General features: G+C 66.3%; 22 protein-coding genes, 1 tRNA gene and 1 pseudogene. 19 read left to right on the top strand and 5 right to left on the bottom strand.

Annotated elements, in window-relative coordinates:
• The 10 genes from ACTHJR_RS15190 to ACTHJR_RS15145 form a co-directional block, all read left to right on the top strand.
• Window positions 1-628: cell cycle transcriptional regulator TrcR (locus ACTHJR_RS15190; protein ID WP_440524083.1), on the top strand; the 628-nt coding region annotated here is incomplete at its 5' end.
• A 510-nt stretch (window positions 629-1,138) separates the two neighbouring features.
• On the top strand, window positions 1,139-6,130 hold the full coding sequence (locus ACTHJR_RS15185) for a hypothetical protein (RefSeq protein ID WP_440524082.1): 4,992 nt from the start codon (window positions 1,139-1,141) through the stop codon (window positions 6,128-6,130).
• 147 nt (window positions 6,131-6,277) lie between these two features.
• Window positions 6,278-6,892, top strand: a complete 615-nt coding sequence (locus ACTHJR_RS15180; protein WP_440524081.1) for a hypothetical protein — start codon at window positions 6,278-6,280, stop codon at window positions 6,890-6,892.
• Window positions 6,885-7,247 carry a winged helix-turn-helix domain-containing protein gene (locus tag ACTHJR_RS15175; RefSeq protein WP_440524080.1) on the top strand — a complete coding sequence of 121 codons (363 nt, stop codon included), beginning with the start codon at window positions 6,885-6,887 and terminating at the stop codon, window positions 7,245-7,247. The genes ACTHJR_RS15180 and ACTHJR_RS15175 overlap by 8 nt, the downstream gene beginning before the upstream one ends.
• A 113-nt stretch (window positions 7,248-7,360) precedes the next feature.
• The gene (locus tag ACTHJR_RS15170; protein ID WP_440524079.1) at window positions 7,361-7,717 is read left to right on the top strand and encodes a diacylglycerol kinase family protein; all 357 of its coding nucleotides are present in this window, start codon (window positions 7,361-7,363) and stop codon (window positions 7,715-7,717) included.
• A 78-nt stretch (window positions 7,718-7,795) separates the two neighbouring features.
• Entirely contained in the window at window positions 7,796-8,215 is a 420-nt protein-coding gene (locus ACTHJR_RS15165) for a hypothetical protein (protein ID WP_440524078.1), read from the top strand.
• A gap of 90 nt (window positions 8,216-8,305) precedes the next feature.
• A complete protein-coding gene (locus tag ACTHJR_RS15160; RefSeq protein WP_440524077.1) occupies window positions 8,306-9,643 on the top strand; it encodes an APC family permease in 1,338 nt (445 codons plus the stop codon).
• Between the two features lie 61 nt (window positions 9,644-9,704).
• Window positions 9,705-10,799, top strand: coding sequence for an MBL fold metallo-hydrolase (locus ACTHJR_RS15155; RefSeq protein WP_440524076.1), 1,095 nt, complete (start codon window positions 9,705-9,707; stop codon window positions 10,797-10,799).
• 85 nt (window positions 10,800-10,884) lie between these two features.
• A complete protein-coding gene (locus ACTHJR_RS15150; protein ID WP_440524075.1) occupies window positions 10,885-11,757 on the top strand; it encodes a dienelactone hydrolase family protein in 873 nt (290 codons plus the stop codon).
• Between the two features lie 71 nt (window positions 11,758-11,828).
• Window positions 11,829-12,452 (top strand): glutathione S-transferase family protein, encoded by a 624-nt coding sequence (locus ACTHJR_RS15145; RefSeq protein ID WP_440524074.1) that lies wholly within the window; start codon window positions 11,829-11,831, stop codon window positions 12,450-12,452.
• 240 nt (window positions 12,453-12,692) lie between these two features.
• Here ACTHJR_RS15145 and ACTHJR_RS15140 read toward each other — a convergent pair whose 3' ends face one another.
• From ACTHJR_RS15140 to ACTHJR_RS15130, 3 genes are all read right to left on the bottom strand, one after another.
• Window positions 12,693-12,881: a DUF1289 domain-containing protein gene (locus tag ACTHJR_RS15140; RefSeq protein ID WP_440524073.1), complete on the bottom strand. Its 189-nt coding sequence runs from the start codon at window positions 12,879-12,881 to the stop codon at window positions 12,693-12,695.
• 5 nt (window positions 12,882-12,886) lie between these two features.
• The gene (locus tag ACTHJR_RS15135) at window positions 12,887-14,320 is read right to left on the bottom strand and encodes a DEAD/DEAH box helicase (RefSeq protein ID WP_440524072.1); all 1,434 of its coding nucleotides are present in this window, start codon (window positions 14,318-14,320) and stop codon (window positions 12,887-12,889) included.
• Window positions 14,321-14,506: 186 nt separating this feature from the next.
• Complete coding sequence (locus tag ACTHJR_RS15130; RefSeq protein ID WP_440524071.1) at window positions 14,507-14,977, bottom strand: hypothetical protein; 471 nt, start codon at window positions 14,975-14,977, stop codon at window positions 14,507-14,509.
• A gap of 79 nt (window positions 14,978-15,056) precedes the next feature.
• On the opposite strand from ACTHJR_RS15130, the gene ACTHJR_RS15125 reads away from it, so the two are divergent.
• From ACTHJR_RS15125 to ACTHJR_RS15115, 3 genes are read left to right on the top strand one after another with little or no spacing between them, the layout of a single operon-like run.
• The gene (locus ACTHJR_RS15125; RefSeq protein ID WP_440524070.1) at window positions 15,057-16,505 is read left to right on the top strand and encodes an FAD-binding oxidoreductase; all 1,449 of its coding nucleotides are present in this window, start codon (window positions 15,057-15,059) and stop codon (window positions 16,503-16,505) included.
• A gap of 60 nt (window positions 16,506-16,565) precedes the next feature.
• Window positions 16,566-17,336 (top strand): SapC family protein, encoded by a 771-nt coding sequence (locus ACTHJR_RS15120; RefSeq protein ID WP_440524069.1) that lies wholly within the window; start codon window positions 16,566-16,568, stop codon window positions 17,334-17,336.
• A 10-nt stretch (window positions 17,337-17,346) separates the two neighbouring features.
• A complete protein-coding gene (locus tag ACTHJR_RS15115) occupies window positions 17,347-17,907 on the top strand; it encodes a cytochrome b (protein ID WP_440524068.1) in 561 nt (186 codons plus the stop codon).
• Window positions 17,908-18,128: 221 nt separating this feature from the next.
• On the opposite strand, the gene ACTHJR_RS15110 is transcribed toward ACTHJR_RS15115, so the two are convergent.
• Entirely contained in the window at window positions 18,129-18,560 is a 432-nt protein-coding gene (locus ACTHJR_RS15110; RefSeq protein WP_440524067.1) for a hypothetical protein, read from the bottom strand.
• A gap of 56 nt (window positions 18,561-18,616) precedes the next feature.
• Window positions 18,617-19,465 (bottom strand): N-formylglutamate amidohydrolase, encoded by an 849-nt coding sequence (locus ACTHJR_RS15105; RefSeq protein WP_440524066.1) that lies wholly within the window; start codon window positions 19,463-19,465, stop codon window positions 18,617-18,619.
• 111 nt (window positions 19,466-19,576) lie between these two features.
• Between ACTHJR_RS15105 and cpdR the strand changes: the two are divergent.
• The 6 genes and pseudogenes from cpdR to ACTHJR_RS15075 all read left to right on the top strand — a co-directional run bounded on the left by cpdR (window position 19,577) and on the right by ACTHJR_RS15075 (window position 24,948).
• Window positions 19,577-19,954 (top strand): annotated as a pseudogene (cpdR, locus tag ACTHJR_RS15100) (cell cycle two-component system response regulator CpdR).
• A gap of 61 nt (window positions 19,955-20,015) precedes the next feature.
• Window positions 20,016-20,090: transfer RNA gene (locus ACTHJR_RS15095), tRNA-Val, on the top strand.
• 155 nt (window positions 20,091-20,245) lie between these two features.
• A complete protein-coding gene (locus ACTHJR_RS15090; protein ID WP_440524065.1) occupies window positions 20,246-20,719 on the top strand; it encodes a MarR family winged helix-turn-helix transcriptional regulator in 474 nt (157 codons plus the stop codon).
• 1 nt (window position 20,720) lies between these two features.
• Complete coding sequence (locus tag ACTHJR_RS15085; protein ID WP_440524064.1) at window positions 20,721-22,151, top strand: efflux transporter outer membrane subunit; 1,431 nt, start codon at window positions 20,721-20,723, stop codon at window positions 22,149-22,151.
• Window positions 22,148-23,410: an efflux RND transporter periplasmic adaptor subunit gene (locus tag ACTHJR_RS15080; protein ID WP_440524063.1), complete on the top strand. Its 1,263-nt coding sequence runs from the start codon at window positions 22,148-22,150 to the stop codon at window positions 23,408-23,410. Before ACTHJR_RS15085 ends, ACTHJR_RS15080 begins: the two co-directional genes overlap by 4 nt.
• On the top strand, window positions 23,407-24,948 hold the full coding sequence (locus tag ACTHJR_RS15075; protein WP_440524062.1) for a DHA2 family efflux MFS transporter permease subunit: 1,542 nt from the start codon (window positions 23,407-23,409) through the stop codon (window positions 24,946-24,948). Before ACTHJR_RS15080 ends, ACTHJR_RS15075 begins: the two co-directional genes overlap by 4 nt.
• Window positions 24,949-25,071 lie beyond the last annotated feature (123 nt).

Below are 25,071 nucleotides of genomic sequence, written 5' to 3'. Positions count from 1 at the left end.
CAGCTTCGAGCAGATCGCCGAATTCTGCGGCCTGCACATCCTCGAGGTCCAGGCGATCGCCGACGACACCGCGGCGACCAAGCTGACCGGCCGCGACCCGGTCCGCGCGCACGAGCTGACGATGGACGAGATCGAAAAGGGTCAGAAGGACCCGAATTACGCGCTCCAGATGTCGAAGGGCCCCGAGCAGATCCGCCGCACCAAAGGCCCGCGCTACACCCCGGTGTCGAAGCGCCAGGACAAGCCCGACGGCATCGCCTGGATCATCCGCAACCATCCGGAAATCTCGGACGGCCAGATCTCCAACCTGATCGGCACCACGCGCACGACGATCGCGGCGATCCGCGACCGTACGCACTGGAACATCGCCAACCTCGTGGCGAAGGACCCGGTCACGCTCGGCCTGACCACCCAGCGCGAGCTCGATGCGGCGGTCGCCAAGGCGGCCAAGGCACATGGCATCGAAGCGCCGGTCGACACCCGTCTCGAGGGCGATCGCGAGGCGCTGATCGAACAGCTCCGCGCCGAGCGCGAACAAGCCGCGCGCGACGCCGAAGCGGCGGCCGGCGAGGGCGAAGGCGAGGCCGGCCCGGTCGAGCACACCGCAGAGACGCTGTTCAAGCACTAATTGCGGCCGCTGCGGCCGTATAGTGTCAAGAATATCGGGGGAGTCGATTGCAGTCGGCTCCCCCGTTTCTTGCGTCAAGCCCACAATTTTCGCTGCAGGACAGTATCGGCGACATACTGGGCGTTAGCGCGGCGACGTAAGACAGGCGCGGCGGAAGCGTCGCGTTCGATATCTGAAGGGGCGGCGAGTCGAGCGAACCGACTCGCCGCCTTTTTTGGTAGCGGCGCCAAGCACGACATCGCCCTGCTTGCCTGGCCAGGCTCGAAGGCGACCAAGCCACGCCCGGTCGAGCGCTGCGTGGGGACGCCGTCCAAGCATTGATTGTGGCGGCGAGCTGCCAATGACTTGGCTGACGCTCGCTTGGCGTTGCCGTCGTCTCAGGACAAGTCCTCGACCTATAATTGATCTCGATCAACTACTTGCGAACCGCCTGCAAAACGGTAACATTGCTGTCCATATTCGGAAATAATGATCAGCCGGGTGTTTTCCGGTGAATTTAGGGAGGTGCGCATGCCGACTTATGTGGGGACAAGTGCCTTCAGTAAGTACGCGCTGGAGGCAAGCGGTGTCGCAAGCGTGGTCTATAGCAGGGACCAATCGCTCATCTACGTTGCCAAGACCGATGGGCACATCGACGTATTCAACACCGCGACTCACGCGCTCGTCACCAGTTGGACGGTGGGCACCAGCCTGGGCGGCATGAGCCTGACCGAGAACGGCGCTTTCCTCCTGGTCACGGAACAGGCGAATGGCGCGACCGCGCCGGTGCTGCTCGCCGTTTCGACGGCAACCGGAGCGGTCCAGGATTTCGTCTATCCCGACAGCGGCAACGGTACCTTCCACGATGTCGAAGTCGTCGACGATCACACGGCGATCGTCAGCGGGCCGCAGATGGTCAAATTCAGTCTCGACAACGGCGCATTCTCCGCTCTCCCGGACGCGACTTACTATGCCAGTAACAAATCTGTGCTGGTCGAAGATCAGCACCTCACGCTGATTACCGAGCCGGCGACCGGTAATGGTCCCATGTTCATCTATGACGATCGCGTCGGTGCGGTGGTGGCGACGGGCGACGACAATCAATCCGCCGCCAACGGGTTCAATTTCGGTTTTCAGGCGATCAATGAAACGGCCGGCCTCGTCGCCCAGTTCAATTATTATCAGTCGATCAATTTCTACGACCTGTCCTTGCACGCGCTGAGGACCGTTACCGTCCCGGAACCCGTGGAGGGATTGGCGTTCGACCAATCGGGGACCTACCTGTACGTTTATTTGGGTGGCAGTGGAGTACTCGACAAATACAGGGTGTCGGATTTCACGCTGGTCGATCAAATCAGCGTTGGTACGGCGCAATGGACAACCAATAGCGGCTATGGCGACGAGATCCACCTGTCCAGCGATGGCAGCTATATCACTCTGGCTGAGAACGACAAACTTCAGCTGATCGACCTCACCGCTCGAAACGAGACGTTCCTGGGAACGGCGGGCGACGACACCTTCTACGGCAAGGATGGCAACGACACTTATTACGTCAACAGCGCTGGCGACCTAGTGGTTGAGAATGCCGCGGAAGGAACCGATACGGTCCACACCACATTGCCCAGCTACACGTTGCCGGACAATGTCGAGAATTTGATCTACGACGGCACCGCCTCGTTCAACGGCACGGGGAACGTCCTGGACAACATCATCGACGCGCACAGCGCGACGGGTCCTTCCACCCTGTCCGGGCTTGGCGGCAACGACACGTTATATGGCGGAAGCGGCAGCGACGTGCTCGATGGCGGAACTGGTGCCGACCTGATGATCGGCGGCGCCGGCAACGACGAATATCACGTCGATAATGCCGGTGACCGTGTTGTCGAGGTGGGCGGCGGAGGTAGCGACACCGTGATCACGTCGGTCACGTTCGCGCTCGACTCGACTAACAGTGTCGAGACGCTGCGTACGAATGATCAGACGTCCACGACCGCGCTCGATCTGACCGGCAACAATTCCACTACGCTGATCGAAGGCAATGACGGCAAGAACGTCCTTACCGGCGGCAATGCTGGCGTTACGATCAACGGCTTCGGCGGCGACGATACGCTGACCGGCGGCACGGGGGCCGACACGCTCGACGGTGGGGCCGGCAACGATACGATCACCGGCGGCGCGGGGCGCGACATCATCCATGGCGGTGCCGGCTACGATACGATCCGCATCGGGGAAGGCGATTTCGTCGCCGGTGAAGTTTATGACGCCGGTGCCGATGGCGGGCAATTGATCGTCACCGCATCGACGTTGCTCGATCTGACGACGGCGACCGTCACGTCGTTCATCGATCTCTCGGGCGGCAAGTTGAAGATGACGAGCGCGCAGTTCCTGCAGTTCGGCTCCATCACCGGATCGACGATCACCCTCACCGACGGCGGCACGATCACGGGACACATCCGGGTCGCCGATCTGTCCACCACCACCATCAACCTCGCGCCGGTCGATACCGTGTTCAACGCGGTCTATTCCCTGGGCCTGCAAGGCGACGGTGCGCTCACGATCAACGGCAACATCGGCAACGATACGATCTACGCCACCGATCTGAACGACGGGCTGTACGGCGGGGACGGCAACGACACGCTCTACGGCCTGGGCGGTGACGACCTGATGTACGGCGGCAATGGCAATGACGTCCTCGACGGTGGGGGCGGCGAAAACACGATGGTCGGGGGGACCGGCGACGACACCTATTATGTCAACAGTTCGAGCGACCTCATCCTGGAACAGCCCGGCGAAGGATATGACACCGAAATCGGGTCGGCCGCCTTCGTTCTCGCCGACAATGTCGAGCACGCCATCCTGACCGGGACGAACGGCGTCAACCTGTTCGGCAATGCCGGCGACAATTGGCTGACCGGCAATGATGGCGCGAACACCCTGTACGGCGAAGGCGGCAACGATCGGCTCGAGGGCGGCGCAGGTGCCGATACGCTGATCGGCGGCACCGGGGACGACACCTATGTCTGGGACGGCGTCGATACGATCGTCGAGAAGCCCGGCGAGGGCAACGATACGGTCGAGAGCGCGATCACCACGTCGCTGAACGCGTTCGCCAATGTCGAGAACCTGACGTTGACGGGTAGCAATGCGATCGACGGCACGGGCGACGCCAATGCCAACGTCATCCGCGGCAATTCGGCGGCCAACACGCTCGACGGTGGGGCGGGTGCCGACACGATGTACGGGGGTGCGGGCGACGACACCTACATCGTCGACAATGTCGGCGACAAGGTGCTCGAGAATGCCAGCGAGGGCACCGATACGGTACGCTCGTCGGTGAGCTTCACGCTGGGGGCCAATGTCGAGAATCTGGTTCTGACCGGCACCGCCAACATCAACGGCATCGGTAACAGCGGCCACAACACGATCACCGGCAATGCGGGCAGCAACGTGCTCGACGGCGGCGGCGGCGGCGATACGCTGCAGGGCGGGGCGGGCAACGATGTCTATTACATCCGCAACGCGGCGGACGTGATCGTCGAAGGCGCCGGCGAGGGTGCGATCGATACCGCGCTGGCGTCGGTGAGCTATGTGCTCGGCGCGGCGGCGCAGATCGAGCGCCTAGCGGCGGCGGATGCCAATGCGACCACCGCGATCGACCTGACAGGCAATGCCTATTCGCACCTGATCCAGGGCAATGCCGGCGTGAACGTGCTGACCGGCGGCAGCGGCAACGACAGCCTGTACGGCTATGCCGGCGACGACCGGCTCTACGGCGCAGGTGGGACGGACACGCTCTACGGCGGCACGGGCAACGACACCTATGTCATCGACAGTGCGGGCGACACGATCGTCGAGAATGCCGGCGAAGGGACCGACACGGTCGAGGCCTCGATCAGCTTCGATCTGTCGACGGTGGCCAATGTCGAGAACCTGACGCTGACGGGTACGAACGCGATCAACGGCACCGGCAATGCCGGCGACAATGTCATTCGCGGCAACAGCGCCGCCAACGTGCTCAACGGCGGCGGCGGCAACGATATGCTCTACGGCGGTGCCGGCGACGACACCTATGTGATCGGCGACGCCCATGCCAAGGTGTTCGAACTGGCGGGCGAAGGCAACGACACCGTCCAGGCCTCGGTCAGCTATTCGCTGGCGGGCATGAGCAATATCGAGACGCTGCAGTTGACCGGTACCGCCAATATCAACGCGACCGGCAATACCGAGCACAACACGCTGATCGGCAACACCGGCAGCAACGTGCTGGACGGCGGCGGCGGCGGCGATACGCTCCAGGGCGGAGCGGGCAACGACGTCTATTACATCCGCAACGCCGGCGACACGATTGTCGAAGGCGCCAGCGAGGGCGCCAACGACACCGCGCTGGCGACCCTGAGCTACACGCTCAATGCCGGGGCGCAGGTCGAGCGGCTGGCGGCGTCGGACGCCAACGCGACGACGGCGATCGATCTGACGGGCAATGCCTATTCGCACCTGATCCAGGGCAATAACGGCATCAACACCCTGACCGGCGGCGACGGCAACGACAGCCTGTTCGGCTATGGCGGCAACGACAATCTCTATGGCGGGCTGGGCAACGACACGCTCGATGGCGGCACCGGCACCGACATGCTCTACGGTGGGCAAGGCGACGACACCTATGTCGTATCCGACGCGCACGCCAAGGTCATCGAGCTTGCGGGCGAGGGCAACGACACCGTCAAGGCATCGATCAGCTATTCGCTGGCCGGCATGAGCAACATCGAGACGCTGCAACTCACCGGCACCGCCAACATCAATGCGACCGGCAACGCCGAGCACAATACGCTCATCGGCAACGCCGGCAGCAACGTGCTCGACGGCGGCGGCGGCGGCGACACGCTCCAGGGCGGGGCCGGCAATGACGTCTATTACGTCCGCAACGCCGGCGACGTGATCGTCGAGGGAGCGAGCGAAGGCACGGCCGATACGGTGCTCGCCACTGTGAGCTACACGCTCAACGCCAACGCCCAGGTCGAGCGCCTCGCGGCCTCGGATGCCAATGCGGTGACCGCGATCAACCTGACCGGCAATGCCTGGTCGCACACCATTCAGGGCAGTAACGGCGCCAACATCCTGACCGGCGGCTCGGGCAACGACACGCTATACGGCTATGGCGGCAACGACAGCCTGTTCGGCGGCGGCGGTGCCGACAAGTTCGTGTTCGCGCACGGCACCGGGCAGGATACGATCGGCGACTTCGTCGCCGGCACCGATAAGATCGACCTGACCGCGATCGGCTTCGCCAGCTATCAGGACGTGATGAACGCCACCCACGACGTCGGCGGCAACGCCGTCATCGATCTCGGCAATGGCGATCAGGTGACGCTGACCGGCGTGACCAGTTCGCAGCTCCATTCCAGCGACTTCATCGGCGTCGGCAACTCCGCCTCGGGAGCCCAGGTCCAGCCCTTCGCGCTGGACATGGCCGCGGTGGACAGCTGGCATGGCGGCGTCCAGTCGGTGTCCGCACTGCATATGTGATCGTCGGCCGCGGTTCCGCCCCATCGGCGGTATCGCGACAGCGTGAAAAAAAGGGCGGCGGGCCAGCCAATGGTCCGCCGTCCTTTTCCGTTGAGGCATACAAGCAGATACTTTGTATTGCAAAGTATTTTGCGTTATCAGTCTGCCATGACTCGCGATGTCGACACCGCTTTGGCCGAGATCGATCGCATTCGCGCCCAACTGGCGGCGAGCACGCGGTTCCGCGGATTCACGCCGGCAATCGCGGCGACAACCGGCCTGCTCGCATTAGCTCTTGCCGCGTCGCAAGCGGCTGGGTTCGATCCATCGCCGACCGTGGTCGAGATGCTGGTGCAATGGGTATTCCTGGCCGCCGCCTGCGCGTTTCTGATCGCCGGCGACGCGGTGGTCCGGGCACGGCGGCTGCATCGTGCGATGGCCGATGCCATGATCGACGCAGCGTCGCGCCCATTCCTTCCCATGGGTGTCGCCGGCGCGATCGCCGCCATCGTCATCCTGCTGCGCGCGCCGCAATGGGCGGCGATCCTGCCGGGTTGTTGGCAGTTGCTGATCGCGATGGGGATTTTCGCCGCGCTCCCGGCTTTGCCGAGATCGCTGGTCTGGGGCGGCGCCTGGTATTTCGTCGCCGGCACGGCGAGCCTGATCGCCGGTGCTGGCGCGACCGATATCTCGCCGTGGATCATGGGCGTGCCGTTCGGCATCGGCCAATTGCTGGTCGCTATTCTGCTCCACATGGGGCTGCGGCGGGACCATCATGACTGAGGCGCCGTTCGCCTTCGACGGGCTCGACCGCCTGTTTCACGAAAAGGCCAGGCTGGGCATTGTGACCGCGCTTGCCGGGCATCCCGACGGCCTGGGCTTCACCGAGGTGCGCCAGTTGACCGGCCTGACCGACGGCAACCTCAGCAGGCATATCCAGGTGCTCGAGGAGGCTGGACTGGTCGTGCTGGTGAAAGGTTATGAAGGCAAGCGCCCGCACACGTCGTGCCGCCTGACTGACCAGGGTCGCGCGCGGTTCGCCGATTATCTCGACACGCTTGAACGCGTGTTACGCGACGCCGCCAGGGCAACGGGCAGCGTTTCCCGCACGGGCAAGGCGCTGAAGGGTCCGGCATGACCGAGCCTTGCGACGCGAATCGGGGGGATGGCGACGCCCCGTGGGAAGGTTGGCCACCCGCCCGAAACGCCGGGCGTTCCGATAGCGGTGTGACCGGGTTCGCGCGAGGACGGGTGCGGAGTATCGGCCATGCCGTCGCCGGGCTGGCGTTCGCGCTTCGCAGCCAGACCAACATGCGCCTCCACGCCGTGGTCGCCGCGACCACGCTCGCGGCGGGTTTCGTCTTTCGGATCGGCGCGGACGAATGGCGTTGGCTGATCGTCGCGATAGCATTGGTGATCGCGGGCGAGGCGCTCAACACGGGGATCGAGCAGGCCTGCGACGCGGTCGGCGGTCGTAGCGAGCCGATCCGCCATGCCAAGGACGCCGCCGCCGGGGGCGTGCTCGTGCTGGCGGTCGCCGCGCTGCTGATCGGGCTCGGTATCTTCATCCCGCACGTCGCCGCGGCGTGGCGCGGCGGGGTGTCGTAACGCTGCGATCAGCGACAAGCGGGCGGGAGCGACCGCTTTGTCATTGCCCGCGGCGGTCGGGAATGGTCTATCGGCGCCATGCGCACCCGCGGCTTGCTCCTGCTTCTCGCGCTCGGCTTGTCGGGATGCGACGAGGTGACCCCGGCCGGGCCCGACTGTCCGGCAGCCTTGCCGGGCTGGCTGGCGCCGGGCGCCGCGCCCTTCCATCAGGGCTATCGACCCCGGCTCTGGGTCGGCATGGCGGGAGATCAGCCGACCTGGAACGGCAAGCAGGTCGATTCGGTAGGGCTCGACAAGCGCCTGAAACTGGCGAGCGATCCCGATTTGTCGCCGCGGCCCTTCATCTTGTTCGATCCCGCCGGTGCGAGCGATTGCGATGCCGCGGCGCAGGTCCGCGACGAGATCGATCGCCAAGCCGCCTGCGGAAAGAGCGGTTTGTGCGGGCAGGGCGATGCGGCCGCGTTCGCTCGCGCGCCTAACGGCGCCACCATCCCCTAACCCATTTTTGGCGAGCGGGGTTTGCCAAGAGCGCCGCGCCGTGATCTACCGTGACACGCGGGACACATGCGGCGGCCGGGGGGAACGGCAATGCGGCAGCGCGACAATAGTCATTTGTTACGCGTACTCGGCGTTGCGTTCGGCATCGCCGCGGTGATCGGCGCGACGATCGGGCAAGGCATCCTGCGATCGCCGGGCGTGGTCGCGGCGGGCGTGCCTTATGCCTGGCTCATCATCCTGCTCTGGGTGTTCGGCGGCGTCAGCGCTTTCATCGATTCCATGTCGACCGTCGAGCTTGCGGCCTCGATCCGGCGTACTGGCGGCGCCTACGCCTTCCTGACGCGCACGTTCGGGCGCTTCGCCGGGCTGGCGGGAGGAATCGGCGTGTGGCTCGGCTATGTCGGGATCGCAGCGTTCGTCTCGGGCCTATTCGGCGATTACCTCCACCGGCTGGGAATCCTGACTACCGTGCCGTCTCGCTGGCTGGCGCTCGCGCTTCTCGCCCTGATCGCCGGAGTCCAGGCATTCGGCACGCGCGTTGCCGGCGCCTCGCAGGAAATCGTCAGCGCGGTGAAGGCGCTGATCTTCGTCGGGCTGGTGGTCGCGCTGATGCTGGCGCCGCGCGGCGCGCCGGCCGCCGCCGCCGGGCCATCGGTGGCGATGACCGCGGTCGGCGTGATCGTCGCGATCCGCGCGATCCTCGGCACCTATCTCGGCTGGGAGAATGCCGCCTTTTTCGCCGAGGAGGTCAGGGACTTCACGCGTGCGGTGGTGCGCGCCACGTTCGGCGGCATCGCGCTGGTGACGGCGATCTATGTGCTGGTCAATGTGGCGATGCTGACCGTGCTCAGCCCACAGGAAATGGCGGGGTCGACGCTGGTCGCGGCCGACGCCGCCGGCCGCGCGTTCGGACCGACCGGCGACACCATCATGACGGCGGTGTCGCTGATCTCGCTGATCTCGATCATCAACACCAGCATGATGACTTTCGCGCGGCTGATCTACGCGATGGCGCGCGATGCCGGCATTCCCTATTTGTCGCACGTCTCGCGCAACGGCAGTCCGCAGGTCGCGCTCGGCTTTCATGCCGGGCTGGTCGCCTTCTTTTCGCAGATCGGCGGCTATGCGATCCTGCTGACCTTCTCGACCTGGCTGATGACCTGCGTCGCGGTCGGGGTGAACCTCTCCGCGGTCGTGTTGCGCCACAAGGAGCCGGCGCTCGACCGGCCGTATCGCATGCCGCTGTTTCCGATGCCGGCGATCTTCGCCTTGCTGGTCAATCTCGGTTTTCTCGCCGCCTTCCTCTACGAAAGTCCCGGGACGGTGGCCGAGGCGACCGCCCTGGCCGTGGTACTGGCGGCCGCCGCCTATCTGCCGACGCGCGGCGCGGCGCGGCGGTTCGACGCTCCGGTATCGGAGCCTGCCTAGCGCTACACTCGCTTGATTCGTTTCGCTGGTATCCCGCCCCGGCGCTTGCTACCGCCGCTCCATGGCCACTGCCCGCACGCCCGATGCAGCGTTCGTCGCCGACGAGAGCTTCGTTCCCACCAGTCACAAGGGTCTGACCTATCCGTTCGGCGGCAAGGAGCCGGGCGACGGTGGGGCGATGCATGTCGCGCCCGGCGTGCGCTGGGTGCGGCTCAATGTTCCGGGGCCGCTCAAGCACGTCAATTGCTGGCTGATCGACGATGACGGCGGGGTGGCGCTGGTCGATGCCGGCATGAATCGGACCGAGACGCGCGAAGCGTGGAAATCGGTGTTCAAGAGCCCGCTCGTTGGGGTGCGGGTAACGCGAGTGATCGGCACGCATTTCCATCCCGACCATATCGGTCTCGCAGGCTGGATGTGCGACCATCACCGGGCGCCGCTGTGGATGACGCGCGGCGAATGGCTGACCGCACAAATGCTGGTCGCCGATGCCCGGCCCGAGACGCCGCAGGAGGTCAGCGCTTTCCGCCGCGCCTGTGGCTGGAGCGAGGAGCAGGTCGAAGCCGCTGCGGCGCGCGGTTGGTCCAATTTCGGGCGGATCGTGCGGCCGATGCCTCTGTCCTATCGCCGCCTGGTCGATGGCGAGACGATCGAGATCGGCGGACGCCCTTGGCGGATCGTGGTCGGATCGGGGCACAGCCCCGAACATGCCTGCCTGCTCGACGAGGCGGGCAAGCTGTTCATCGCCGGCGACCAGGTATTGCCGCGGATCAGCCCCAACGTCTCGCTCGGTATCACCGAGCCCGAGTCGGATCCGCTCGGCGAATGGTTCGACTCGATCGCCAAGCTCAAGCGCGAAGTGTCGGCCGACGTGCTGACCTTGCCCGGCCATGGCGATCCGTTCCTCAACCTCCACACCCGGCTCGATGCGATGGACCGCGAGCATCGCGGCCGGCTCGACGAACTGGAGGCGTTCCTCGAGGAGCCGCGCCGCGTGGTCGATTGTTTCGGCCGGCTGTTCCGCCGCGCGATCGGACAGGAAGTGCTCGGCATGGCGACCGGCGAGGCGATGGCGCACCTGAAGCGGCTCGAAGTCGAAGGTCGCGCGGTACGCGAAGCCGATGGCGACGGCGTGTGGCGCTGGCGCGCGGTTTGAACCGCGGCGGTGCTCGCGCGGATCGACACGCTATCCTAAGATAGGCCCAGCCCCGAGTCCGGGCGCACCCCCAGGGAGAGATGCCATGTGCGACGAGCATACCGCCGAGGACAATGATCGCTTCCTGGGCATCGCCCATCCCTCGCGCCGCCAGTTCGGGATGATGACCGGCGTGGCCGGCCTGATCGCGGTGCTGCCGGTCCCCGCCAATGCCGCGACGATCAAGGGCCGCGACGTCGAGATCGAGACGCCCGAGGGCAAGGCCGATGCCTATTTCGTCGCGCCCGCCACCGGCAGGCATCCCGGCGTGCTGATCTGGCCCGACATCATGGGACTGCGTCCCGCTTTCCGCCAGATGGCCGACCGCCTCGCCCAATCGGGCTATGCCGTGCTCGTGGTCAACCAATTCTACCGGTCGACCAAGGCGCCGTTCCTCAAGGCCGGCGAATCGTTCGACCAGCCCGACTTCCGCGCCAAGATCATGCCGTTCGTCCAGAAGCTGACGCCGGCGGGTACGGTCAGCGACGCCAAGGCGTTCACGACGTTCCTCGATGCGCAGAAGGAAGTCGACACCGAGCGCGGACTCGCCAGCACCGGCTATTGCATGGGCGGGCCGATGGTGTTCCGCACCGTCGCCGCACGCGCCGACCGCTATCGCGCCGGCGGTACGTTCCATGGCGGCGGCCTCGTCACCGACAAGCCCGACAGCCCGCATCTGCTCGTTCCGCAGATGAAGGCGAGTTTCCTGATCGCGATCGCCGCCAATGACGACCAGCGCGCGCCGACCGACAAGGACGTGCTCAAGAAGGCGTTCGCCGACGCCAAATTGCCTGCCGAGATCGAAGTCTATCAGGGCACGATGCACGGCTGGTGCCCGCCCGACAGCCGGGTGTACAATCAGGCGCAGGCGGATCGCGCCTGGGGGCGGATGCTCGCCCTGTTCCAGAAGGCGCTTTGACGCATCGCGCTTGACCGCGCCGGCGATTCGGCGGACATTCCGTTCATGAAATGTTCTTGATGGAGAGAGCGATGAGCGACCTGATCCTGTACACCAATCCGATGTCGCGCGGGCGCATCGCGCGCTGGGCGCTGGAGGAAGTCGGCGCGCATTACGACGTGCATGTCATGAACTATGCCGACACGATGAAAGGCGACGAATATCTGTCGGTCAATCCGATGGGCAAGGTCCCGGCGATCGCGCACAAGGGCAAGGTCGTCACCGAATGCGCCGCGATCTGCGCTTATCTGGGCGATGCGTTTCCCGACGCGGGGCTGGCGCCGGCGCTCGCCGACCGCGCCGATTATTATCGCTGGCTGTTCTTCGCGGCGGGTCCGGTCGAGCATGCCGTGACCAACAACAGCGCCGGCTTCGTTCCCCAGCCCGAACAGGGGCGGATGTTCGGCTATGGCAGCTACGACAAGGCGATCGACGTGCTCGAACAAGCGGTGTCGCAGCACGATTATGTCGCCGGCGATGCCTTCACCATGGCCGATGTCTATGTCGGCGCGCAGGTCATCTGGGGCAACCAGTTCGGCTCGATCCCCAAGCGCGACGCCTTCACGGCCTATGCCGGGCGACTGACGTCGCGAGATGCCTACAAGCGCGCGAACGAGCTGGATGACGCGCTGATGGAAACCAACCAGATCGCTTGAGGGCGGTGCTCCTGCGAAAGCAGGAGCCCAGAGCAGCGAAGCGAAACGCCTTTGGCCCTGGGTTCCTGCTTTCGCAGGAACACGAGGTTTCGATACAATTGAACGCAATAAACGCCTCCCCGGCGAAGGCCGGGGCCCAGTTGCGATGCAATTGTTGGTACGGAATGCCCTCTCCAACATAGTCGATACTGGGCCTCGGCCTGCGCCGGGGAGGCGCACGCAATATGGAGGTGTTTCCCCCTAACGCGCCGGCAATTCCGCAATCACGCGATCGCGCTCGGCCGGGGTCATGCGGGTCCAGCGGGCAACCTCGTCGACCGTTCGCCGGCAGCCTTCGCATAGCCGGTCCTTGCCGATCCGGCAGACGTTGACGCACGGGCTGACGATCGGCTCGACCGGGACCAGGCTGATGAAGTCGGGCAGGCTCAAGCGCGTCAGTCGCTGGTCAGCGCCACATTCAGGAAGTCGGGGACCGGCCCGTTCCAGCCCTCGTCCGGGCCGTCATCCTGCTCGCGGCCACGGCGCGAGCGGCGGTCGTCGTTGCGCGGGCGCGGTTCGTCGCGGCGGGCACGCGGCTCCTCGCGGCGCGGGCGGGATTCCTCGCGACGCGGACGCTCTTCCTCACGTCGCGCCTGCGGTTCGGCGGCCTCTTCGCGGGCCGCATCGTCGCGCGGCGCGGCGCGGGTGCGCTTCGGTTTCTCTTCCCGGCCGCGGCGGGCGCGCGGTTTTTCTTCCGCCTCAGGGGCGGGGCCGCCTTCGAGCCGCGGGATCTGCTGGCCGGTCAGCTTCTCGATATTCTCGATATTCTCGGCATCCGCGCTCGATACGAGCGTATAGGCGACGCCGGTCGCGCCGGCGCGGCCGGTGCGGCCGATGCGGTGGACATAATCGTCGGGATGCCAGGGCGCGTCGAAGTTGAAGACGTGGCTGACGCCCTTGATGTCGAGCCCGCGCGCGGCGACGTCGGACGCGACCAGGATGTTGATGTCGCCCTTCTTGAAGCGATCGAGCTCGGCCAGGCGCGCCGGCTGGTCCATGTCGCCATGGATCTCGCCCGAACGGAAACCGTAACTCTTCAGGCTCTTGTTGAGCTCGCGCACCGTCGTCTTGCGGTTGCAGAAGATGATCGCGGTCTTGACCTCTTCCTGCCCGAGCAGGTCGCGCAGCCGCGCGCGCTTGACATGACTGGCGCTGCCGACCGGCACCACCCATTGGGTGATGTTGACGTTGGCCGTCGCCGGTCGCGCGACCTCGATCGTCTTGGGATTGGACAGGAACTTGTCGGCCAGCTTCTTGATCGGCGGCGGCATCGTCGCGGAGAACAGCAGGGTCTGGCGATTGGCCGGCAGCTTGGTGCAGATATTCTCGATGTCGGGGATGAACCCCATGTCGAGCATCCGGTCGGCCTCGTCGATGACCAGCAGGTTGCACTGGGTCAGCAGGATCTTGCCGCGCTCGAACAGATCCATCAGCCGGCCCGGGGTCGCGATCAGCACGTCGACGCCCTTTTCCAGCGCCTTGACCTGATCGCCCATCTGCACGCCGCCGATGAGGAGCGCCATCGAGAGCTTGTGATACTTGCCGTATTTCTCGAAATTCTCGGCGACCTGCGCGGCGAGTTCGCGCGTCGGCTCGAGGATCAGGCTGCGCGGCATGCGCGCGCGGCTGCGGCCATGGCCCAGGATGTCGATCATCGGCAGCACGAACGCGGCGGTTTTGCCGGTGCCGGTCTGGGCGATGCCGATGATGTCGCGCATCATCAGCACGCTGGGAATGGTCGCTGCCTGGATCGGAGTCGGCTCGGTATAGCCCGACTCGCCTACGGCGCGGAGCAACTCGTCAGAAAGGCCGAGATCGGCAAAAGGCATCCACAAATCCGGAAAAAGGAACGACGCGCAATACGCCATTCGACAACGCGCGCGCTTGCCGATCAGTTGCCGAAAGTCAAGCTTGAGAGTCGTTGGCGAGGCTCGTGGAAGGGCGCTTTTCGGGGCCCACCCGGCTCTGGGCGGACGGGAAAGTGACGGCCGGCCTCGCCAGAAAGCGCATCGACGCTATCGCTTTTTGGCGACGAGCTTCTTGAATTTCTTGATCGTGCAACGGTCGCCCGATCGCGTGCGGAGCGTATCGCGCCCCGCGCAGACCAGGCCATCGGCCGAGGGCTTCAGGTAGAAGCCGCCATAATAGCCCAGCCCCGAACAATCACCGTCGAGCTGGGCGCGGACGCGATCGCCGCCGCGCAGCACCAGGTCGACATAGTCGCCGGCCACGATCGCGCCGCCCAATTGATCGGCGGCGATGCATTTGGGGCCTTTCTTCTCGGCCCATTCGATCTGTCGCGGCGGGTTCATGTCGCGCGTCGGCGCTGGTGCGCCGCGCAGCCGGCTCGGCACGCGGATGATGATGTGCTCGCGGATCGTCAGTTGCGCGAATTCGGTGCCGTTCAGCTCGCCGGCGGCGACGGGAGTCCCGGCCGCGACGGCGGAAGCGAGCAACGTGAGAGCGATAACGGACGGATTCGGCATGAAGCGCGCCTTGGTAACGCCACAATTTGAACACGCAATGAATTGGATGCATTTGTGTCCGCGTGCTAGCGCGCGAGCCATGACGCCGAGCCAGACCGCCCTCATCGCCGCGACCCGTGCCGCTCTGGGCGACAAGGCGGTGGTGACCGACCCTCAGGACATCGCGCCCTGGCTGACCGACTGGCGCGGCCGCTTCCACGGCGCGAGCCCGGCGATCCTCGCGCCCGATACGGTAGCGAGCGTACAATTGGTCGTGGCCAAGGCGCGCGAGCTCGGCGTGCCGCTGGTGCCGCAGGGCGGCAATACGTCGATGGTCGCCGGGGCGACCCCTCCTATCGACGGATCCGCGCTGATCCTGTCGACACGGCGGTTGAACCGCATCCGCTCCCTGCGGCCTGCCGACGGCCTGGCGGTGGCAGAAGCCGGGGTGATCCTGTCCAACCTTCATGAGGCTGCATTGGCCGAGGGCATGCGCTTCCCTCTCACGCTGGGGGCAAAGGGCAGCGCCACGATCGGCGGGCTCGCCTCGACCAACGCGGGGGGCACGCAGGTGCTGCGCTTCGGGACGATGCGCGGGCTGGTCGCGGGGGTCGAGGCGTTGTTGCCCGACGGGTCGCTCCATGACGGGCTGGCCGCGCTCAAGAAGGACAATCGCGGCTACGACCTCAACCAATTGCTGGTCGGCGCCGAAGGGACGATCGGCGTGATCACCGCGGCGACGTTGCGGTTGGTACCGGCGATCCTCGATCGCGCCGTGGCCTGGGTCGGGCTCGCCGATCCCGAGCGAGCGCTGGCCTTGTTGCGCCGGCTGCAGGCGGCGACGCAGACGGTCGAGAGTTTCGAGATCATCCCGCAATGCTTCCTCGACGCGGTGCTGGCGCATGTCCCCGCGACGCGAGCCCCTCTCGGCGGCGCACATCGCTGGCATGTGCTGATCGAGGCGACTCGCGCGGCGCCCGGCGACGAGCCGCCCGCACCCTTGCTCGAGCGGCTGATCGGCGAGGCGCTGGCGGCGCGCGAGGTCGAGGACGCGATGGTCGCGGCGAGCGAGGCGCAGGCCAATGCGCTGTGGAAGATCCGCGAAACCATCCCGGAGGCGTCGCGCGTCGAGGGTCCCGCGCTCCAGCACGACATTTCGGTGCCGGTCGCCGGTATGCCGCGATTCCTGACCGAAGGCGCGGCGACGGTCGAGGCGCGCTTTCCCGGGACGCGTGCCGCCGGATTCGGGCATCTCGGCGACGGCAATGTCCATTTCCACGTCCGCGCGCCCGCCGGGATCGATCCTTCGGCATGGTACGAAGACGAGGGGCACACGATTTCGGCGTTCGTCCACGACCTCGTCGTCGCGGCGGGCGGGTCGATCTCGGCCGAGCACGGCATCGGCCAGCTCAAGCGCGACGAGCTGGCGCGGCTGTCGTCGCCGGCGCGGATGATGGCGTTGCGCGCGATCAAACGTGCGTTCGATCCGCACGAATTGATGAATCCCGGCAAGCTCGTCGCCCTTGCGCCGGACGCGCCCACCCCTTAGGGCCCACGGCCACGTGCGGCCGAAAAAGGCCGCTTCACGAGATTCGATTGGAGTAGGGTAATGGCCAGCGCGCCGCAGTCGCTTCCGCTTTTCTATAATTCGCTCGAGCCGCTTTCGAGCGAGCAGCACGGCAATTATCGCCTGCGCCCGTCCGAGGGTGCGAAGTTTCTGACCACCCAGCATGCGATCCCGCTGACGGTCGACGAATTCCCGATGGCGCAGCGCAACCTGCCGATCGTGTTCTCGCAGGGCGACGACGGCGTGCCGCTGGCGCTGATGGGCCTGAACGAGGGCGTCAACGTCTTCATCGACGAGAACGGCCAACTCCGCGATCCCTACGTCTATGTCCCGGCCTATATCCGTCGCTATCCCTACCTCCTGGCGCGGCTGCGCCCGGAAGCGGAAGAGCTGACCCTGTGCTTCGACCCGAGCTCGGACACCATCGGCGCGTTCGACGAAGGCGAGCCGCTGTTCGCCGACGGCCAGCCCACCGAGGTGACGAAGAACATCCTCGAGTTCAACCAGCAGTTCGAGGAAGCCGGCGCGCGCACCGCGGCGTTCATGAACGAGCTCAAGGAGCTCGACCTGCTGATGGACGGCGAAGTCACCATCCAGCCCGACGGCGCGGAAAAGCCGTTCGTCTATTCGGGTTTCCGTATGGTCGACGAGAAGAAGCTGGCCGAGCTGCGTGGCGATCAGCTGCGCAAGATGACCCAGTCGGGCCTGTTGCCGCTGATCTATGCGCACCTCTTCTCGCTGTCGGTGATGCGCGAAATCTTCGCGCGCCAGGTGCAGCTCGGGCTGATGCCGGCGCCGCAACTGGTGGCGTGACCCCGCCGCGGTGACGAGGACGGCGCTGGTCCGTACCGACCGATATTCGTGGGGCGCGATCTGGCTCCACTGGTCGATCGCGGCGCTGGTCCTCGTCAACCTGACGCTCGGATTGTTTCACGACTCGCTGCTCGACGGCGTCAAATGGGTGATCCCGATCCATCGGTCGATCGGATTGACCGTGCTGGTGCTGACGCTGGCGCGGATCGCCTGGCGGCTGACGCATCGGCCGCCGCCGCTGCCCGTCGCCATGGCGCGCTGGGAGCGCTTGGCCGCGACGACGGTACATTGGGCCTTCTATGTCCTGTTGCTGGCGCTCCCGATCAGCGGCTGGATACTGTCTTCCAATCCCGCGCGGCCACACCCGATGTCGTGGTTTGGCCTGTTCCCGATCCCGCCGCTGCCGATCTCGGACGCGGCGGTCAAACTCGGGCATAATGCGCACGGACTGCTGGGTTACGCCATGGCCGCGCTGGTCGTCGTGCATGTCGCCGCGGCGCTGCGCCATCATTTCATATTGCGTGACGCGGTGCTCGCCCGGATGGCGCCCGGTTCCGCCCGAAATGGCTGAAATTCTCCCCTGAGAACGTTCCTGCCAGAGTCTTGAAACGGCAATACGCGCGGCCTATGTTGCTTGCGTACGGCGTCGTGTTCCCCCCTTTCGCGAGGTCGTACGGCACGCCTGTGGGCGTGTCTCCTCCCTGAACCTTGGCCACCTCGGGCATTTGCCCGAGGTGGTTTTTTATTGGGCGGTCGGGATGGCGCGGCGATGGATCCGCCGCGGCGGCCTGCTCAGGGTTTTACGGGGATGGGACGTGTCGCGTCCGACTTGATCCGTGCGGCGTCGGTATATTCGCCAATGGTCACGCTCGTTGCACCGGGATGAGCGGCGAACATGACCAGCGCGGGTCCGTCGGGGCAGTTCCAGGCGGTGTTGGTCGTCTGATAGGGATCCCCCGAGAAATAAGGCCCGGCTTTGACCTTGGCGATCCGACACCCCTTCATCCGGCTGACGAATTCGGCGGGCGTCGCTACCAGCTTCGGCCGCCCGCTGGCGGATTCGATCACGTCGATCTTGGCCAGCGCCTTGTCCGCGCGCCCCGCGTCGAGATCGGCGATCAGCGCGGCGATCACTGGATGCTCGACGAACTGTACCGTTTGCGCGCCGGCGATCGGTCCAGCAACGACCGCGCTAGCGGCGACTGACAGGGCCAACATCTTCACCGGCCGTGCTCCTCGAACAGCATCGCCATTGCTCCTCGTGAACTGGGACTTGAACGTCATTCCGCCGCGCGCGCGAGTCCGCCGGTCAGCAATTCATCTGTCGCCGCATCGATGATCCGACGCAACATGGCGGCGGTGTGGCCGAAGCCCTTGCCCAGCGCCGTCAGATTGGCATCGAGATAAAGCCGCCGGTCGATCTCGATCTGGATCGCGTGGATCTGCTGGTCGGGCCTGCCATGGCGCGAGAGGATATGACCGCCCGGATAGGGCGTGTTGAGCGCGGCGCGCTGCCCGGCCGCGGCGATCTCCGCCTCGATCCGATGGACCAGCCGGCCGCCGGCGCTGCGGCCGAACCGGTCGCCGATCACGACGCGCGCGGTACCGCCGCCGGGCAGGGGCGGCATCGAATGGACGTCGAGCAGCAGCGCGGTGCCGAAACGGTCGCGCGCCGCCTCCAGCGCCTCGACCAGAGCGGCGTGATAAGGCCGGTGATCCTGCGCGATCCGTGCGTTGACCTCGTCGTCGGCCAGCTTGCGCTTCCAGATCGCCACGCCGGGCGCGGCGCGGCGCGGCACCAGACCCAGGCCGCTCCTGAGCTTGGTCGCGGCGGCGCCAGCGGGGATCGGGCGCGCGCCCTCGTCGATCAGGGGGTCGCGCTCGTCCTCGGCGCGGTTGAGGTCGATCCAGGCGCGCGCGCGGCGCTGAACGAACAGCGTCTCGTCGATCCGTGCGGCCAGTGCCACCGCATCGGCATGGCGATCCTCGAGCGCCAGCATCGACGCGACCGGGACCGCCGCCGCGGCGCGCAACGGCAGCGGGTAATCGCGCCCGGCGTGCGGCACCGACACGATCACCGGACTGTCCGGAGGGATCGGCCCGATGCGGTCGAACGAGGGGACGGTCATGCCGATCAGCCTACTCGCCGTGCCGCATTGGGGCAATCGTTCGCCAGCGCTGGAAAATCTTAAGTCCTTGCCGCATAAAATAGACCGCGGAACACCAAGCGGCGGATGGGCATGATCAGGATTCTATTGGCCGAAGACGATTCGGTGATGCGCGAATATCTGACGCGCGCGCTGGAACGGTCGGGCTATGCGGTCAGCGCCGTCGATCGCGGCACCGCGGCGTTGCCTCTCATCCAGGCCGAGCATTTTGACCTCCTCCTTACCGACATCGTCATGCCGGAGATGGATGGGATCGAACTGGCGCAAAAGGCGGCGGAGATCGCGCCCGACATGCGTGTCATGTTTATCACCGGATTCGCCGCGGTGACGCTGCGCGCCGGCACGCAAATGCCCAATGCCCGCGTGTTGTCCTAGCCGTTCCATCTGCGCGACCTGGTGATCGAGGTCGACCGTCTGTTCGAGGTGGAAAGCGCCAACGGCGGGCTTTGACCGCGATCCAAACGAACGCTTGCACGGCGGCGGAAGCGCCGCTACAGGGCGCCCTCCCCGTGGGCGTGTAGCTCAGTGGTAGAGCACTGTGTTGACATCGCAGGGGTCGCAAGTTCAATCCTTGCCACGCCCACCATCGAAAGCCGCGGACGTCCCCGACGTCCGCGGCTTTTGTGATTTTGGCGCCAGCGCATCCCGGCCGCTCGAAAATTTGTGCGGCGCGTCACGAGGGCCCTTGAAGCGTTACGCTGGCGAACTATCTGCCGAAGCAATCATTGCCGAGGCAGATAAATGCAGCCTTATTATTCTCCCGAAAATTTCCGGCCGGAAAACTGCCTGGGCTATCTCCTGCGGCGGGTTCACAAGCTGGGCCTCGCACGGATGGAGGCCAAGCTCGAAGGCTCGGGCGTCAGCATGACTCAATGGGTCGTGCTCAGCCTGGTCGACAGCGGCATCGCGACGACGGGCAAGGGCCTGTCGCGCAACATGGGCCATGACAATGGCGCGATGAGTCGGCTGGTCGATCAACTCGAAGCAGGTGGGCTGCTCGAACGCATCCGCGACGATTCCGACCGACGCGTCTGCAACCTTGCCGTCACCGAGGCGGGCAAGGCCGTGCTGAAACGCTGCGCGCCGCCGGTCGTCGACGTCTGGAACGATATTCTCGGCGACATTCCGCACGAGGAAGTGTCGCGAACCATCGCCACGCTTTCCACCCTGCTCCAGCAACTCGAAGCGCGCGAAGCGGAAGCGGCGGAGGCCTGACATGACCAAGCGGATTGGGTTGAGCGCCGCGACGGCGCTGTTGCTGGCCGGCTGCGCGGCGCCGCATGAGCCTGTCGCGGTGACGCCGATCGCGCCAGCCACGCTCGGCCTGAGCGATGCGCCGGCGCCACTGGTGCAGGCGGATTGGTGGACGTCGTTCGGAGATCCCCAGCTCGACCGTATCGTCGCCGACGCGCTGTCGGGTAGTCCTACGCTGGAGGCGGCGACCGCGCGCGTCCGCGCCGCGCAGGCGGCGGTGTCGGGCAGCGAGGCGGCACGCCGGCCGCAGGTCGGCGCCGATGCCAGCGAGCAATTCGAGCGGTTGAGCAGCGTCTACATCATCCCGCCGCCTTATGGCGGCACCTTCCGCTGGATGGGCGATGCCCAGGCCAATTTGTCGTGGAATTTGGATTTCTGGGGCAAGCAGGCCGCCGCCATCCGCCAGGCGAAGAGCGGCGCCGACGCCGCGAAGCTCGATTATCAGGCGGCGCGACTCGCGCTCGCCGGATCAGTCGTTCAGACCTATGTCGAACTCGCGCGCGCCGAGCGTCAGGTCGCGCTCGCCCGGTCGACCATCGCGCAGCGCGAGCAATCGGCGAAATTCGCCCGCATCCGTCTCCGCAGCCAGCTCGACAGCAATATCGACGTCCAGGCCGCCGACACCCTGGTCGCCGAGGCGCGCCAGGCGCTGGTGCGCGCGCAGGGCCAGCGCGAGACCATCGTCCACGCGCTCGCGCTGCTCGCCGGACGCGGCGCCGATTACTACCCGACGATTACGCCGACCGCGCTCAAGCTAGATGCGTTGAAGCCGCTGCCCGCGGCGATCCCCGCCGACCTGCTCTCGCGGCGTCCCGATATCCTTGCCGCGCAGGCGCGGATCGCGGCGGCGACCGCCGGGCGCCAGGTCGCGCGCAAGGCCTATTACCCCAATATCAACCTGCTCGGGCTGGTCGGGCTCCAAGCGCTCGGCATCGGCAATCTGCTGTCGAGCAACGCCTCGACCTACGGCGGCGGCGCCGCGATCCATCTGCCGATCTTCGAGGGCGGCCGGCTGCGCGCCGATTATGCCGGGGCGACCGCCCAGGTCGAAGAATCGATCGCCGACTATAACGGCAAGGTGCTGGGCGCGGTGCGCGAGACCGCCGATCTCCTCACCCGGTTGAAGACGCTCGACCAGGATCTCGGCCAACAGCGCACCGCGACCAATGGCCTGGCCGAGGTCCGGCGCCTGAACCAGGTGCGCGTGTCGACCGGCCTCAGCTCGCGGCTCGACCTGGTCGATTACGACGTGCGCCTGCTCCAGGCGCAGCAGGACAGCGTCAATCTCGAGGCCGACAAGGCCGTCGCCCAGATCCAGCTCCTGGTCGCGATCGGCGGCGGGTTCGATCCCGCCGCTTTGTCTCCCCTTTCCAGCGCGAAGGCCGCCCAATGACCGATTCCCTGCAAGATCTGCCGATCCGCGAAACCCCGGCCGAGGTGGTCGCCGAGGAATCGGTACCGCACGCGCCGACCGCATCGCCGGCACCTGCCGCGCCGACGCCGCTCGCCCCCGAGCCGGCCAAATCCAACACGCGGCGACGGTTGCTGGTCCTGGTGACTCTGGTCATCGTGATCGCGGCGCTGATCTACGCGATCTGGGCCTTGTTCCTGGTCGGCCCGAGCCAAAGCACCGACGATGCCTATGTCGGCGGCGACACGATCGCGATCACCGCGCGTGATCCGGGCACCGTGCTGGGGCTCTATGCCGACGACACCCAGCGGGTGGCCGCGGGCCAGACGCTGATCACGCTCGATCCCGCCACCGCCGATGTCGATCTGGCGGCCGCGGCGGCGCAACTCGGGCGCGCGGTGCGCGGCGTGCGCGGCGACTTCTCGCAAGTCAATTCGGCCCAGGCCGAGCTCAATCAGGCGCAGGCCGAGCTGTCGCGGTCGCGCAACGACCTCGCGCGCCGTCAGCGTGCCGCCGGCGAAGGTGCGGTGTCTGGCGAGGAAGTGGCGCACGCCGCCGACAGCGTGAAGACCGCGACCGCCGCGGTGGCGCTGGCGCAAAGCAAGGTCGCAGAGGCCAATACCCAGGTCCAGGGCACCGACATCCGCAGCAATCCCGCGGTGCTGGCGGCGATCGCCGATTATCGCCGCGCCGCGATCCGCCGTAGTCATATGACGGTGACCACGCCGGTCGCCGGCATCGTTGCGCAGCGTCGCGTCCAGATCGGCCAGCAGATCGCCGCCGGTACGCCGCTGATGGCGGTGGTGCCGCTCGACCGCGTGTGGATCGACGCCAATTTCCGCGAGACCCAGCTCGCCGACATCCGCATCGGCCAGCCGGTGACAATCACCACCGACACTTATGGCGGCAAGGTCGTCTATCACGGCAAGATCGCCGGGCTGGGCGCGGGCAGCGGCAACGCCTTCGCCTTGTTGCCGCCGCAGAACGCCAGCGGCAATTGGATCAAGGTCGTCCAACGCGTGCCGGTCCGGATCGCGCTCGATCCCCGCGAGCTGCGCGAGCACCCGTTGCGCATCGGCCTGTCGGTCGACGCCAGGGTCGATACCGCCAATACCTCGGGTCCCGTGCTCGGCGGCCAGTCGGCCCAGCCTTATGCCCCCCAGGCGAGCGATGTCGGCGGCGACGCGGTCGATGCCCAGATCAATGCGATCATCGCCGCCAATGCGGGCCGCGCGGGGTGACAGCCGCCGCCGGCCCGGCGCCGCTCAAGGGCGGGGCGCTGGCGCTCATCGCGTTCGCGCTCGCGCTCGGCACCTTCATGCAGGTGCTCGACTCGACCATCGCCAACGTCTCGCTGCCGACGATCGCCGGTAATCTCGGCGTCAGCACCAACCAGGGCACCTGGGTCATCACCTCGTTCGCGGTGGCGAACGGTATCGCGGTGCCGCTGACCGGCTGGTTGATGGGGCGGTTCGGGGTAGTCAGGACCTTCGTCGTTTCGGTCCTGCTGTTCACTTTCGCCTCGTTCCTGTGCGGCATCGCCTGGGACCTCAATTCGCTGATCCTGTTCCGCGTGCTTCAGGGCGCGGTGTCGGGACCGATGATCCCGGGCAGCCAGGCGCTGCTGATCGCGGTGTTCCCGCCCAACCGGCGTTCGACCGCGCTCGGCGTATGGTCGATGACGACGTTGATCGGACCGGTCGCCGGGCCGATCCTCGGCGGCTACATTTCCGACAATTACCATTGGAGCTGGATCTTCCTGATCAACGTGCCGGTCGGCCTGTTCTGCGCGGCGGTGTGCTGGCGCGGGCTGAAGGCGCGCGAGACGCCGACGCGGAAGCTTCGCATCGACACGGTCGGCGTGCTGTTGCTGCTGGTCTGGGTCGGCGCGCTCCAGGTCGTGCTCGACCAGGGCAAGGATGCCGACTGGTTCCACTCGACCTTCATCACCGTGGCGGCGATCGTCTCCGGCATCGCCTTCGTCTATTGGTTGATCTGGGAACTGACCGACAAGCAGCCGGCGGTCGACCTCAAGCTGTTCCGCAACCGCAATTTCGCGCTCGGCACGATCGCCTTCTGCCTGGGCTATGCGGTGTTCTTCGCCAATGTGCTGCTGATGCCGCTGTGGATGCAGACCCAGCTCGGGTATACCGCGACCTGGGCCGGCCTGGTGGCGGCACCCAGCGGGGCGGTAGCGATTGTGCTGACCCCGTTGATGGCGCGGCTGAGCGGGCGGATCGACGCGCGCTTCCTGGCGACGCTGGCGTTCGCCTCGTTCGCTTTGTCGTTCTTCATGCGCGCCGGCTTCACCACCAACGCCGACGTCTGGCACTTCACCATGCCGTTGCTGGTCCAGGGCGTGGCGATGAGTTGCTTCTTCCTCGGCATGCTGACGATTCAGCTCGACGGTATCCCGCCCGAGCGCATCCCGTCGGCGACCGGCATCTCCAACTTCGCGCGCATCACCAGCGGCAGTTTCGCCGCCTCGCTGATCACCACGATGTACGACCGGCGCGAGGCGGTGCACCAGACGCGGCTGGCCGACCAGTTCACCGCGTACGCGCCGACCTATGCCCAGACCCTGGAGACGCTGCAGCATCTCGGCGTCAGCGCGGTGCAGGCGCCGGCGATGGTCGCGCGGCAGATGCTGCAACAGGCCTATCTGCTCGCCGCGACCGACCTGTTCTGGCTGTCGGGCTGGGTTGCGCTGGCGATGATCGCGATCGTCTGGTTTGCGCGACGTCCCGCGGCGCCGACCGGCCCGGTCGCCGCCGACTGACGCGAGCGGTTGAAATAGCGGGAGCGCTGCGCGATCTTGGCATCATGGCGACGCTCCACCGCTACCGCGTTTTCGAGACCGCGCACGGCTTCGCCGCGATCGCCTGGAGCGGGGATGCGGTGA

Source organism: Sphingomonas sp., assembly GCF_051962185.1.
Lineage (GTDB): Bacteria > Pseudomonadota > Alphaproteobacteria > Sphingomonadales > Sphingomonadaceae > Sphingomonas.
Note: the sequence above shows the minus strand (reverse complement) of the source record. Positions and strands in the feature narration are given on the sequence as shown.